This window comes from Tunturibacter gelidoferens, from assembly GCF_040358255.1.
GTDB lineage: Bacteria > Acidobacteriota > Terriglobia > Terriglobales > Acidobacteriaceae > Edaphobacter > Edaphobacter gelidiferens.
The window spans coordinates 1,317,023-1,331,426 of record NZ_CP132938.1 but is presented as its reverse complement, the minus strand read 5'-3'; the positions used below and the strand labels follow the sequence as shown (position 1 = coordinate 1,331,426).

At 57.0% G+C, this 14,404-nt stretch carries 6 protein-coding genes and 1 tRNA gene; 1 reads left to right on the top strand and 6 read right to left on the bottom strand.

What is annotated here, in order from left to right:
* Position 1: 1 nt before the first annotated feature.
* The 3 genes from RBB81_RS06060 to RBB81_RS06050 form a co-directional block, all read right to left on the bottom strand.
* Positions 2-949, bottom strand: a complete 948-nt coding sequence (locus RBB81_RS06060; RefSeq protein ID WP_218892375.1) for a ribose-phosphate diphosphokinase — start codon at positions 947-949, stop codon at positions 2-4.
* Between the two features lie 440 nt (positions 950-1,389).
* A tRNA-Gln gene (locus tag RBB81_RS06055) sits at positions 1,390-1,463 on the bottom strand.
* Positions 1,464-1,505: 42 nt separating this feature from the next.
* Positions 1,506-2,765 (bottom strand): 4-(cytidine 5'-diphospho)-2-C-methyl-D-erythritol kinase, encoded by a 1,260-nt coding sequence (locus RBB81_RS06050; RefSeq protein WP_353073066.1) that lies wholly within the window; start codon positions 2,763-2,765, stop codon positions 1,506-1,508.
* 151 nt (positions 2,766-2,916) lie between these two features.
* Here RBB81_RS06050 and ggt point away from each other — a divergent pair, with 151 nt between their 5' ends.
* Positions 2,917-4,695: a gamma-glutamyltransferase gene (ggt, locus tag RBB81_RS06045; protein WP_353073065.1), complete on the top strand. Its 1,779-nt coding sequence runs from the start codon at positions 2,917-2,919 to the stop codon at positions 4,693-4,695.
* 47 nt (positions 4,696-4,742) lie between these two features.
* Here ggt and RBB81_RS06040 read toward each other — a convergent pair whose 3' ends face one another.
* The 3 genes from RBB81_RS06040 to RBB81_RS06030 form a co-directional block, all read right to left on the bottom strand.
* A complete protein-coding gene (locus RBB81_RS06040) occupies positions 4,743-7,976 on the bottom strand; it encodes an alpha-L-rhamnosidase (RefSeq protein ID WP_353073064.1) in 3,234 nt (1,077 codons plus the stop codon).
* Positions 7,977-8,091: 115 nt separating this feature from the next.
* A complete protein-coding gene (locus RBB81_RS06035) occupies positions 8,092-10,557 on the bottom strand; it encodes a beta-L-arabinofuranosidase domain-containing protein (RefSeq protein ID WP_353073063.1) in 2,466 nt (821 codons plus the stop codon).
* Positions 10,558-10,689: 132 nt separating this feature from the next.
* A complete protein-coding gene (locus RBB81_RS06030; RefSeq protein ID WP_353073062.1) occupies positions 10,690-13,974 on the bottom strand; it encodes a TonB-dependent receptor in 3,285 nt (1,094 codons plus the stop codon).
* Positions 13,975-14,404 lie beyond the last annotated feature (430 nt).

The window sequence follows — 14,404 nt, the reverse complement described above, 5'->3', positions numbered from 1 at the left end:
CCTAGTTGAACAGCGTACTGACGCTGGTCTCCATGTGAATACTCTCGATCGCGCGGCCAAGCAGACCGGCAATCGAGAGCACTTTAATCTTCTCCACCTTCAACGCGTCTTCGCGCAGAGGGATGGTATTGGTCACGATCAGCTGCTCCAATCGTGAGGCTGCGATGCGCTCGACCGCCGGGCCCGAGAGCACCGGATGCGTCGCGCACGCATAAACTTTTTCGGCGCCCTCGGCCAGCAGCGCATCCACCGTCTTCACCAGCGTTCCGGCGGTGTCGATGATGTCGTCGAGGATCAAGCACGTTCGGCCCTGTACATCGCCGATCACGTTCATCACCTCGGTGACATTGATGTCGGTCCGCCGCTTGTCGACGATGGCCAACGGTACATCCAGTTTCTTGGCGAAGAATCTCGCCCTCTCCACGCCGCCTGCGTCCGGCGAAACTACCGTCAGATTGGGCAGGTCAAGCTCCCGGAAGTAGCTCACCAGCACCGGGCTGGCGAACAGGTGATCCACCGGAATATTGAAGAATCCCTGAATCTGGGCTGCATGCAGATCGACGAGCAAAGCACGGTTTGCACCGGCGGTGGTCAGAAGATCGGCAACCAGCTTCGACGTAATGGCGACGCGCGGACGGTCTTTTCTGTCCTGCCGGGCGTAGCCATAGTAGGGAATGACAACCGTGATTCGTCCGGCTGAGGCGCGCTTCAGCGCATCCATCATGATCAGCAGTTCGACAAGGTGCTGATCGACCGGGAAACACGTAGGCTGCACGAGAAAGACATCCGCACCGCGAACGTTCTCGAGCAGCTGAAAATGAACCTCGCCGTCGGAGAATCTCTGCAACCGGGTCTCGCCCAGCGGCACACCGACGAACTTGCAGATCTCCTCGGCCAAAGGCTTGTTGGAAGACCCGCAAAAAATCTTGATGCGCTTGTCATCTGCCAGCCGGCCGGAGCGCTTTTTTTCCGGGGCCGTCTTGTCGGTTCCAGATGCTTTTTGCTTTCCGTCCAGAATGGCCGTAGAGGAGAGCGCTAGCGCAGGCTGAGAGATTGTTTCTGTCTCTTCAGCCTGCTCTGAAATAGGGGAAAGAACCGCAGTCGTGTTTCGTTCGTTCACGTGAAACCCTCCGAGGCTGGTTGACCTTGAATGTTCCTGCTGCACTGTCTTGCGAGGCCTTGTTGCGGCCCCGTTACTTCTTCTGAAATCCCTGTTGCGGACTACTCAAAAAAACTAAAAGACTTCGGTTCTTCAAACTTCGTACTTCTTTCTCCGCGCTGTTTTCCGCGGAGTCCAAAATCGTCTTCATCCTGCGGCAAGTTGTTGCTGCCGCCTAACATCTCTACAAGACTCCCTAATCTGTCCCATCGCATCTGGCGTCGACTGTTTGGTTGGGCGACTAGGATTCGAACCTAGACAAAGTGCTCCAAAGGCACTTGACCTACCGTTAGTCGATCGCCCAGTACATCGCCGGATGCAGTTTGATTTTACTTGACCGGCGAGGTCACTCCGCGAACATTCTGTTCCAGTACTCTGACCGGGGTAAGGTCTCCGTCAAGAAGACCTGTACCGCAATCCCCGCTTCAGCCGAAGCCGCGGCGGACTGGACGCGCTGTTGAGCTGCCTTTGCATCCCGCTCGGACCGGTAAAGTCCAAACAGAGCAGAGCCAGAACCTGATAGAGCCGCGTAAATCGCAGGACGATTCACATCAGAACTACCCAAATCACTACCCATCAATTGACGCTTGGTTATTCGCAAGGAGGGATACTGAGGAAAGACGACCTCTTCAAAATCATTCTGAAGACCATCGCTTCCAATCCCGGTGCGGACAAGCGCGAGAAGGGTATTCTCGGCCAGATCGTTCATCGCGTCAGCCTGATTTTCACCAGGCAAATCCCGTTTTTTCTCGGGACTAGGATCGCGAACGATACCGGAGGTGCCGGGCCTACTATCGTCTGTCCTTCCCGCTAGGCTTACGCCTGTTGGGGCAGAGAGGGATGAGTAAGCAAGACTCAACTCTTGTAGCTTATCAACTTGGGGCCTGGACGTCAACTCAACGGCTCGCGTCACCCCATGCCCCTCCCCCAATTCGCCCTCGGCGGCCTGGTTATCCGGCCTATCATCAGCGGTATGCGGATGTAACTCACCCAGCCGAGACAAAGGCTTCTCCCTTGCTTCAGCCGCCTCCGCTGCCCGTCGCGCATCCCACTCCCTGAACGCTGCAGGGGTCGAAACGCCCACCGAAGGCACCGCCACAACGCACCAGGTCTTTGGGAGGTCCGGCATCGGCACCACCTGCTCTCCCCTTCCGAGCCCAAGAACGGCCCCCCCCAGCAGAAACAAAGGCACATCCGACCCGATCTCGGCTGCCAGCTTCAGCCTCTCGACTCCTGGCAGAGCTTTGCCAAGCTCCCGCTCCAGCCCAAGCAGCGCCGCCGCGGCATTGGCTGAGCCAGCTCCCATCCCCCCCTGAACGGGCAGTCTCTTCTCTATATTGATCTCGATCTCAGCAGTTACTCCCAACCGCGCGAGCGCCCGTTCCACCATCCGCCAGGCTGTGTTCCGCCCATCGCGTGGAACAAACGGATGATTGGTCATCAGCGAGATCCTGGTTGCGGACGCTCGCCTGGCCTTGACCGTGACTAAATCATGCAGATCCAGCGTCTGGTACAGCGTCGTAAGGCCGTGAAATCCATCGGACCGGACCGGACCAATCGCCAGCCCCAGATTGATCTTCGAATACGAACGAACACGTGTAGACATGACCTCTGATTCTACCCAACCGGAACAGCGAAGAACCGCCTCGTTTGAGATCTCAACCGTCAAACTCGAGCGCCATTATTTCGGACGCCCTTCATCCCGAACCAGCTATGCTGAAACTCAGCACCCATCCACAAATTTTCTGGAGCCCTGAATGCCCGCTGGCACCCGCGTCTTCGCAGCTACCGTCGGACTAGCCCTCCTCGCAAATCAGCTGGCAGCGCAAACGGGCGGTCCAGCAAGCGAAGAGCCTGTCCGCGCAAAACACGCCATGGTCGTCACGATTCACCATGACGCTACCGACGCCGGCGTCGCCATACTCAAACAAGGTGGCAACGCGATCGACGCAGCCGTCGCCGTCGCCTTTACCCTGGCCGTGGTTTATCCGCAGGCGGGAAACCTCGGCGGCGGCGGTTTCATGCTGATCCGGACAAAGCACGGTCAGACTCACTTCCTCGACTATCGCGAAAAGGCCCCCGCTGCTGCGACCCGCGACATGTACCTGGACGAGCAGAAGAACGTCATTCCCGGCCTCTCTACCGTTGGTTATAAGGCCTCCGGCGTTCCCGGTACCGTCGCCGGCCTCGTCTATGCGCAGAGCCACTTCGGCAAACTAACCCTGCAACAAGACATGGCGCCGGCGATCCACTTCGCTACAGATGGTTACGTGCTCTCTGCAGAGGAGGCGCAAAACCTTCATAGCAGGATGCTCTCTGGCTTTCCCACCTCCGCCCACATCTTCCAGCGCGACGGCGACTTCTATAAGGAAGGCGATACCTTCAAGCAACCTCTGCTTGCCGCAACACTCACGCGCATCGCGGCGAATCCCGAAGACTTCTACAGGGGCGAGATGGCGAAACAGATCGCCTCGTTTGAACAGTCTGGTGGTGGTCTCATCACTGCTGATGACCTCGCGGCCTACCAGGTGAAGGATCGCGAACCCATAAAAGGTACCTACCACGGTTACAAAATTATCACCGCGCCTCCACCCTCATCCGGCGGCATCGTTCTGATGGAGATCCTCAACATCCTCTCCACCTACAATCTTCCAAAACTAGGCCCCGACCGTTCTGCGCCCCAGGTTCACATCATCACGGAAGCCTTTCGCCGCGCCTATATGGATCGCGCGGACTATCTTGGGGATCCAGACTTTACGCCGCAGCCGCTCAAAGAGATGGCAAACCCTGCCTACGCGGCCGCGTGGCGAAGCTCCATTCAACCCGCGTCCCCAACGCCGTCCAAGGATCTGATCCGTCCGGCAGGCTTCATGCCGCCTCCTCCGCAACCTCAGCCTGCGGTGCACGAATCGACCCAGACGACCCACTTCTCGATCATTGACGCCGACGGCAACGCCGTCTCCAACACTTACACACTCAACGGCACCTTTGGATCGGGTGTCACGGTGGAGGGCCTTGGCTTCCTTATGAATAATGAGATGGACGACTTCGCCTCCAAGATGGGCGTGCCCAACATGTATGGATTGATCCAAGGCCCTGCCAATTCGATCGCTCCAGGCAAGCGTCCTCTCTCAGCGATGACTCCCACAATTGTCACAACGAAGGGCGGCGTCTTCCGACACGCCAGAGTGGCCTATGTCCTTGGCACCCCCGGCGGATCCACCATCATCACAACCGTTGCCAACAACTTGATCAGTTGCGTCGACAATGGCCTGAACATTCAGCAGGCTGCCGACGCGCCGCGCTTTCATCATCAATATCTGCCGGATCGTCTCGATCTGGAAAAGAAGTTCTCCCCTGAGGTCGCCGAGCAGCTGAAGGCAATGGGCTACAACGTGAACCGCCTCGCCGTCGCCGATGAACACAACCCCGGCACCTGGGGCGATAGCGAGCTCATCGCAGTCGACCCGAAGACTCACGAACTACTCGGTGGCCACGATAACCGACGCGACTACGGCAAGGCCGCGGGCTATTGAGGAGCGGTTGCCAACGACAACCGCGCGTCTCTTATTTCAACAGCGTCTCAGTTGCCATCAACCGAAAAGGTGTAACTCCCTGAGCCGATCTCACGGACCATCGACCCTTCTTTGTAAGGTGTCGTGATGCGGTCGCCGTCCTGCTTTGCGATGCTCGTCGGTGTGGCGGGGAGAAAGACGGTGGCCGTCGTATTTGCGGGTATCTTGACGCTCAACTGAAGCTGGCCATCTGGCTTCTTCGTCCAGTCCGTCACGATCGTTCCATACACGGAGTCATACTCGGTGTGCATATGCGACAAACCCGGCTCTACATGCGGGCTGATCAGAACATGATGGAACCCTGGCATCGCAGGGTCTGCATCGACACCACCCACGCGCCGAAAGACCCATGCCATGACTGAGCCGAACGCATAGTGGTTATAGGAGTTCATCGCAGGGTCGCCTGTGTCTCCGTTCCAGCGCTCCCACCACGTCGTTGCACCCTTATCGACCATGTATCCCCACGATGGATAAGTGGTGGTCAGGAGCAGGTTGTACGCAACATCCGAGCGGCCTTGCGCTTCAAGCACGGAGAGCAGAAAGGGCGTGCCAAGGAATCCGGTCGTCAGATGGGTCTGATGGGCCTGAATGTCGCGCACCAGGCGATCGGTCATCGACTTCTCCATCGCTTTCGGAGCGAGTCCGGCATACATCGTCAAAACATACGATGTCTGGGTGTCGCCCGCGACCGATCCGTCGGCTTGAACATATTTCTGCTGATACGCATCCTGGATGTGAGAGATCAGTGTCGCGTACTTGTCTGCGTCTGCGGTCCGGCCGAGTGCGGTAGCCATCGTCTGCATCTGGCGCGCAATGATGACCCAGTAGGCGGTCGCGACGAGGTCAGAGGGAGTGTGTGGATCGGGTGCGAGCCAGTCGGCAAAGTTCGCCCCCAGATCCTTCTCGCGAACGTAGTTCGGATTCGTGCGCAGGATGAAGTCCATCCACCGCTCCATGTCCGGCCAGCTTCGTTCGATCACCGCAGCGTCTCCGTATTGCAACCACGTCGCGTATGGAACGAGCACGCCCGCGTCACCCCAGCCGGGAGCGCCAGGATGGCCGTCCCTTCCCTGCAAAAGATTCGGCGAGATGTTGGAGAAGGCGCCGTCCGGGCTTTGCGCATCGATGACATCGAGCATGAACTTATGGGAGAAGGCGTCGATGTCGAAGTTGTACGAGCCGGTACGCCAGAAGGCGCCAGCATCGCCCATCCATCCCATGCGTTCGTCGCGCTGCGGGCAGTCGGTGGGGATGGAAACAAAGTTGCCGCGCTGTCCCCACAGCCCAAGCTCGCTCATCTTGTTCAGCAGCGTGCTGGAGCTGTCGAAACGAATCGCCGGGGAAGCGGGAAGGCTGTTGAGCACCAGACCTTGCAACGCTGACAGCGGAGGCTTGCCGCCGTAGCCGGACACCTGCACATAACGAAAGCCATGAAAGGTGAAGGCGGGAGTCCAGTCCTCGTCTCCATGTCCGCTGAGGGTGTAGTAGTCCGTTGCATCGGCGTCACGCAGATTTTCTGTGTACACCGTACCGTCCGGATTGAGCCGTTCCGCAAAGCGAAGTTTGATAGTAGTTCCCCGTGCCCCGTGCACATGCAGGCGAGCGACGCCGACCATATTCTGCCCCATATCGAAGACGGCGTTCTGCGTATTGCCAGAGCCGACCATCGTGACGGCGACGGGCGAGATCGTCTGCGCAGGCTGCACTGGTGTATCAGGCTGGGCAGTGACGAGAAGACCAGTGTTCGCATCATCGACGACCACTGGCATCCAGTGAGCGGAGTTGGGAGATGCCGACGTGTTCCATCCCGGAACTTCAAGCCGCGCGTCGTAGGCCTCTCCGCCGTAGATCTCTGAAGAGACAATCGGAGAGGCGGCCGTCTCCCAGCTGGAGTCCGTCGCAATGACCTGATGAGTGCCGTCGGCAAAGGTCAACTCGAGCTGGGCGCGCAGACGATCCGGACCAGGAAACAAGCGCGAGCCCGACCACAGGAGCGGACTGCCATGCCATCCTGCCCCAAGGATCGCCGCGATCGTATTGTGTCCGGGGACGAGCAAAGAGGTGACGTCGTAGGTCTGATACAAGACGCGCTTGCGATAGTCAGTAAATCCTGGTGTGAGCCTGAACTTGCTCACTTCTTTACCATTCACATAACTTTGGTAGCTACCAAGAGCCGTTACATAGAGCCGGGCAGATACTACCTTGCGAGACGGCGTGAACTGCTTCCGGAATAGTGCGGTGCTCGAGTCGATCACCGTAGGATTCTGTCCGCGCGATTCGCGATCTGTGCCGACGCCGAAGTTGAGATCGGAAAACGCGCCGAGCTTTTTCGCAGCAGACCACTCCTTTGCTTCAACTGGCTTGATCGACCGAGCCTGCCAAGTGTCGTCGCTTTCAATCCACTTTGTTTCGCCTTCATCGTCGGTGAGCTTTAGGGCAGCAGCTAAAGCAACGCGAAAGGTTCTATTGGATTCACTCGATTTTGGGCTCTTTATGTGCACAACGATCTGGTTGTCTCCAACGTGGAGTTGATCGCGAATATCTTCACGATCGAAGGCGCCCCATTGATCCTTATGCCCTGTGACGATGCCGTTGACCTGCGCGGTAAAAATTCCACCCGCCAAAATGTGAAGAACAGCTGCGCTCGGAAGTTTGTCGAGATGCAGGTTGTACTGAAACTCCGCCTCCATGCCCTGCGGGACACGCTCGGAATCACCTTCTTGAATCCAGATCCACGAGATCGCCTTCAACACCTCTGCCTCGTCACGATTGTCGCGCCGAATCCACTGGGCCTTCCAGTCTGAGGGTTGAAGCAGACCCATCTCCCACCATGCGACCTCGGAAGACCGTTCCTCTTTTCCCTGAGAATCCCAGGTTTGAACCGTCCAATAGCAGCGCTGGTGAGACGTCAACGCTGGTCCGGCATAGGCCACATTCACAGACTCTGAGGACATCTGCTTTCCGCTGTCCCAGACATCGGCGCGCCCTTGGCGCAGTGTGGTGGCTGAGCTGGCAACAAGAATCCGGTAAGCTGACTGGCTCCAGTTGCGTGTGGTCGCATCACTCTGCCACGACAGCGTTGGACGCGCTGAATCGATACCGAGCGGATTGATCCGCTGATCAACGCGAAGATGGACTGGCGCGGCAGAGGCTGTCGCAGCACAAAGAGATAAAGCCGCTACGAAGGAAGCACGTTGCGCCGGCGAGGCGAACAGAGAGGTTGCGTGGCGCAGAATTTTCATGAGTTGACTGTCCAATATACTTTGGGCTGCATGCGGAATTAAACAACGACTTCGCATCATTTGCCTACCGAGCGCTGCGACAGACTGCCAACCTCCAGCAGTCTGTCCAGACTCATCAAGCCATCGCACTGACCTGCGGGTAGCAAGTGAACTCCTCTTCCGAGATCTTCCAGTACGGCATAAACTTTTGACCGTTGTTTCCTCGGACAGTGAAGTGAAGCGGCGAGCCATCAACAGGCTCCAGATGATTCGCGAGATGCTCGGCTTCGTGTCCCTTGTCCACAGAGAGACTGGCGGTCGGAGATCCGACAGCGGCCAGCAGAATAGGACCGTACTCGACCGAGTATCTTTTCTTGCCCGCAATCTGATCATCGCCGTTGTAACGGCGCACGCGAATCTCTGCGGGAAGCACAAACTCGATGACATCTCCGTCGCTCCACTTACGATTGACCGCAAGGTAACTGCCCGGTTTGCCCGAAGCAGCTGCTTTACCGTTGACCGAAACCGCCATCTCCTTTGCCGCCCAGGACGGAACGCGGATCCTGAGATTAGCCTCCGTGGGGGTCGATACCTTCACCGCGCCACTCACATGCGTGTCGTAGGGGAAGCGAGTCTTCATCTTCAACTCCATCGGCTGACCTGCCTGCTGCCAACGAATCGTTGAAGGCTCGAAGAGGTTCACGTAGATTCCATCCGGCGCGATGGAGTAGATGTGCTCGGGCAGCGTCCCAAGCAGCCTGGTTCCCTGTCCCTCGCAACACGTATTCTCGTGCGTGGATTTTTCTTTCTTGCCCTCCATGACGGTGTGATAACGCAGGCCGACGCCGCCATCCTGGTTCGCCATGCCGACGTTGTAGATCGATTTCTCGATCTCCGTTGCGTAGCGCTCCTCATCGGGATTCAGGAGTTGGAAGCGCTGACTTAGAAAGACCCAGAAGCTGCTGCCGCAGAGCTCTCCCAGTTTCTGGCGGAGATATTTGCTGTTCGGCGGATCCTTTTCGAACTCGATGATGGAGATGCTTCCGCCGGCCTGCTGCCAGTGCGCGCGATAGAGCTCCCATGCTCCGAGAACCCCGTCACGATAGCGCACGTCGCCAGTGGCGAGATACATATCCAGATACGCTTCGAGATTAGTCAGCAGATAGCAATGCGGACGATCGTAGGGGTACTGCCACACCTGCTCCTTCTCCTGCTTTGCCAAACCCTCCATCCAGCCGTCTTCCTGGTAGTAGCGCTGAATGACCTGCGCGTCGGCCGGCTTTCCAAGTGGACTCGTACACATGCGCGTGTTCGCGACCATCCCCTGGCCGCCTTGAATCGCACCGCGCAACATGTCCGGCAGGAAGGTCTGCTGATTGAACCAGTCGTAGTAGCCGCGCAGCATCGGCAGAGCCTTGGGGTTGCCGCCATACGCGGCTTCCAGCAGTCCGTGCGTAAGCCATGCGCGAGTGTAGGCCGCGCGCTCCGAGTAGAAGATCGTGTCTTCCGGATACGCCATGATGTATCCGTTCGGCTGACGACACTCTTCAATGCCATCGACCACAACATTAAGGCGACGGTGCAGCTCGGGATCGTCAATCCAACGCAGCGTGTTGCCGGCACCCATCAGGAAACGTCCAGCGTTCGAACCTGCAAGATCTTCCTCCCAGAAAACCTGGGAGCCGGTCGGCTTGAAGTTCTTGATCTTGCCTGTTCGCTCGTAGAACTGACGAAGAAGATCGTCCGTCGTGTACGAGTTCAGCAGATACTGAATGTTGTTTTGCATTGCTTCCTGAAAGACGCCACCCTCCAAAGTCACTCCCGTCTTCGGCGCTTCGGCTTTGTACTTGGCCGGCTTCCAGGTTGCAGGGTCTGTCACCGCGTGTGGATTATCGACGCGAATTCCCTCTCCGTCCTGCCGGGGTGGCCGCGTGAGTTGCGCCACCAGCTCGCTGTTTCCATACTTCTCATCCGCCGTCACCTTGCAACCCACGGCAACATCGTGTCCGCCGGAGATAACAGCCATCTTCGCAACCATCAGCGTGTAATCGGGGCTATCCTGGGGCTCTTTGCCCAGCGGCGTGCTGTCTGAAGCAACTGCCTTCACAGCCCGAAGCCGCGTTGCTGTCAGTCGCACATATCGACCATGAACATCGTGCGCCGCGTACTGCGTAATGTTGTCTTTCAGATCCGGAAAGTCGGATTGAGTGAAGTCCGCAATGGTCTCAACCTTTCCGAAGTTTGCATCGTCGGAGGCTTCCAGCCGGAATCGCAGTGGGAATCCCTCGCCTCCGTAGTACTGGTCGCGGCCCGGATACATCCGCTCCGAGGCAGGGAATAACTGAATCGCGGAGATTGGAACAGCCTTCTTCAGATCTACCTGGACCCACGTCGTCACATCGGGCGTCGCAACCACCTTCGAACGATAAGCGCGGTAGTTCGTCGCTGGGGTCGCGGCCATCCTGATTCCGGTTAGATAAGTCGCCATCTCCTTATCGCTCGTCTGCGCCAGCAGGGCGACCGGTTTCATCGCTCCGATGACAGCGAATCCCGCTCCAGCATAGGTTGAATTCAATAGAAACTTACGTCGTGTTACAGCCATGACCCATCTCCCGTGCTTTGTATCGAGTTACCGTGGTTGCGTAAAAGGAATGAAATCTTCGCGAGCAATCCTAAGGGTGATGGGTCAGAAAGGAAGCCTCTGACCCCTTTGTGGGTTTAGACGCCAACGCAATTAGAAGGCGTAGCGCAAGGCGAGTTGCAGCACTCGCTGACCAACAGTTTCCTGGGTGAGCAGGCCGGCTGCGGGGTTAGTGATGCTGGTACTACCGGTAGAGAAGTTGGGGTGATTGAAGACGCTGAACGCCTCCGCGCGGAACTGGAGTTGCTGCCGCTCGGTGATCGAGAACGCCTTCTGGAGACTCAGGTTCGTTGTGTCGATGCCAGGCTGACGCGGTCCGCTTCTGGCCGTTCCGTACTGACCGGTCGCGGGCTGCACATAGCAGGATGGATCAAAGAACTGCAGACGGGGATGGCCTGCAGGCGGATTACCAGTGCAGATCCTGTTTGCGTAGACGCTATGCACCGAACTGGTATCCGCATTGTTGTTGGCCGTGACCTGGATCGGCTGGCCGGTGGCAAACTGCTGAACCCCGGAGAGCTGCCAACCGCCAATGATCTCGCGGTTGATCAGATTATTGGAGTTCAGAAACTTCTTTCCAGGACCGAAGGGCAACTCATACACCGCGCTAAAAATGAAATTCTGCGTGCGGTCAAAGCCTGCGGGGCCGTAGGTGAGCCCCGGGTTATAGAGATTCTGAATGTCCGCGTTATCACCGTCTAGGATGTCCATCGCCTTGGAGTAGGTGTAAGCCCCAAGGAACTGCAGACCGTTGGTGTAAGTTCGTTCTACCTTGACGGCCAGTGCGTGGTAGTTTGCCGAGACCGCGTTGAGCTGACCATCGGTGGTTCCAACATTCGTATTCGGTCTTAGGTCTAGGATGCCGCTCGTGTTTCCAGGAGTCAGTCCGAAAGGCTGGTTGAGGTCGGCGCGCGCGGACTGATGACGAGTCACATTCCCGATATAGCCGACCGTAAGGAGAGTGTTGTTGCTGAGCGACCGCTGGATGTTAACGTTCCAGTCTTGTACCGAAGTGTCCTTCAACGTCTTCGTCAGTGTGTAGTTCTGCTGTCCAGCCAAAGATGGATTAGGAACAAATAGATTTTGAATATCGACTGGGGTGGCCACATTGAACGAATACGACTGATTTACAAAGTTGGGCGAGTACAGCAACTGGAATTGAAGATTATTGTAGAGAATTGGCGCGTAATAGATTCCGTATCCCCCCCGAACTACAGTTCGATCATTTGCTTGGTAGGAGAACCCGAACCGTGGCGCCCAGTCGTTGTAGTTTGTCTTCCACGTACCGGGAATCACCCGGTTGGAAGCCACGTTGAACTGGCCTCCATGTCCATTCTTGTCGTTCGGAGGATTGTCGAAGTCATAACGCAGGCCGATGTTGAAGGTCAGCCGTGGCAAAGTTTTCCAGTCATCCTGCACGTAACCTGAAATGTCCGTGCCTCGAAAAGCGCCCACTGTTACGCCGTTGGCAGCATTCGCGGTTCGAGGGAATCCAAGTTCGAGATCGGCCAGCGAGTTGCCCTGATCAGTCGCGCTGCGCACTCCTCCTGCGTAAGCCGAGGTTGCGCTGCCGTCGAAGTTGTAGATGCCGTTGTTACCGACGACCCAGTTGCCATCAAACTGTGTCCTGACATAGTCGCCGCCGAATACAAAAGTGTGGTTGCCTAGTTTCCAACTTACTTCATCGGTGTACTGGAAACGATTTTGAATTGCACCCTGAGGAGAATAAGGATCTCCGAGCGAGGTGTAGTTGCCGGTGTTGAGGTTGATCGCGGGAGGTGTCCATTGGGATGGCTGAGGATTAACGTTCGCCAGGCCATACTGCGCCGCATAGTTGAGAGCTCCTTCGCCCTGCTGCGTGCGGAACAGATTACTGCGGTTGTAGCCAACCTTGAAGACGTTCACGACGTTCGAGTTGAACACGTGCGTTTCAGCAGCCGAGATATTCGTGCCCTTTAGCGCGATAAAGATTCCGAAGAGCCCCGGCGTGATGCTGTCATTGCCGAACTGGCTCTCCAGTCTTGCCACCGTGCCGAACAACAGATCTCGTTGCGAGATGTTGTAGTCGACACGGCCAAGGTACTCGTCGTAGTTACTGATCTGCGGCAGATTCACAACGTAGTTGACGTTGTTCGCATCCAGGGTCGTGTTGGGTGCGGGATAGTTCTTCAACCACTGCTGGGCAAACGGACTAATCGCAGGGAGCTTATTTCCCGCAAAGGGTTGGCTCGTCCCTGTTGTGGGATCGTAGGTCGAAGGATCGTAGAGGGTGACTCCGTCCGCCGAGAAGTCTCCGTTGCGCTCTGCGCCGGTTGGAACTCGGTCGCGGTTGACGTTAGCCGTATGGCTCCGCAGACCCGAGTAGTCAAAGAAAGCGAACAGCTTGTTCTTCCAAAGTGGAGCGCCGATATTGCCTCCAAACTGGTTATAGCGTTTTGCAGGCTTGGTCGTCGCGAACCAGTTCTTAGCATCGAAGTCATCATTCTGAAGAAAGTCGTACGCCGTTCCATGAATCTGGTTCGAGCCGCTCTTCGTGATGACGTTGATGATCGACGGCTGACTGAAGCGCGCAGGAGCGCCGTTCAGGATCGTCGTGACCTCCTGACTCGCTTCAACCGACGACAGGATATTCACGGTCTGCGTCAGCAGATTCGTGTTGTCGACGCCGTCCTGAAGAAATGCCGTGTGTGCATTGCCGAGTCCCGAGATGATGACCGAGTTTGCGGTCTGTCCGTAGAAACCTTCATCTCCACCATCAACTCCAACATCGGTTCCTGCCTGCGATGACGGCCCAAGCGTTGCGATGTTTAGGATGCTTCGGCTATTGTTCGGCAGATTGACCAACTGCGTCGGCGAGACCGTAGTCACTAACTCGTGATTGTCCGTCTGCAAACTCACTGAGCCGGACTCGGAGGTAACCGTCACCTCCTGCTGCACATTGCCCACGGAGAGTTGCAGGTTGGCTGTCGCGCCATTCGTGGTCACATCCACAGTGGTCACCAGGTGTTTGAACCCCGCTGCCGTGGCCGAAACTGTGTAAGGCCCCACCGTGAGGGAAGGGACGTTGAAATAGCCGTTTTGATCCGTCGTGACGTTGCGCGTCGTAGACGTTCTGGCGTTTTTGATCTCGATCTGACAATTAGGAACCACAGCGTCTGCACTGTCGCGAATCGTTCCTGAGAGTGAGCCGAGATCGGTCTGGGCAAACATGACCCTCAGCGGACCTATGCCTGCCGCGATCAGTAATACGAGTACGGTTTGGAGCGCCCGAGAGAGTCTGGTCTTCCGAAAACCGGTCAACTGGTTAAAGCCCATGTGATGCGTTCTGCCGTTATCTATCGGCTCTGAAGGAGCGTTGGTTTTGCTTAAGTGTGCCATGCGAGATTCCGCCTCCCTGTAACGCCCGCAAGTCGAACAGAGGCGTCAACCGATTGTCAAGGGGAAAATTATTTCAATTGGAAAATAGTGCCGAAAATTGAGAGTCTAGATGCACCCCAAAAAACAGCCTTTTCGCGGAACAAAGCTGCCTAATTACCGGCAGGCAAGCTGTTACCTCGGCGCCGATGCCGAGAGGGTTTCCACTGCGGAATCAGGCCGACAATGACGGACACTAGCCGCCCGAACAAAAACCATCGATGTGGCCTTGGGAGGGCGGCTGCGAGGACTTTGGACGCGAGATTCCGGATGAGAAATCCCTCCTCCTGCAACCCCTCGGTTGCGCTTCGCCAGCCTCAACAATGAGCCTGGAACTCTGCGCGATTCTCCCGCGCGTGCCGCCAGCCAGCAAACATATGCGGCTCAGCCTGCA

Coding starts and splice junctions, on each gene's coding strand:
- RBB81_RS06050 (WP_353073066.1), bottom strand. CDS start 2,765: ATGTCTACACGTGTTCGTTCGTATTCGAAGATCAATCTGGGGCTGGCG.
- ggt (WP_353073065.1), top strand. CDS start 2,917: ATGCCCGCTGGCACCCGCGTCTTCGCAGCTACCGTCGGACTAGCCCTC.
- RBB81_RS06040 (WP_353073064.1), bottom strand. CDS start 7,976: ATGAAAATTCTGCGCCACGCAACCTCTCTGTTCGCCTCGCCGGCGCAA.
- RBB81_RS06035 (WP_353073063.1), bottom strand. CDS start 10,557: ATGGCTGTAACACGACGTAAGTTTCTATTGAATTCAACCTATGCTGGA.
- RBB81_RS06030 (WP_353073062.1), bottom strand. CDS start 13,974: ATGGCACACTTAAGCAAAACCAACGCTCCTTCAGAGCCGATAGATAAC.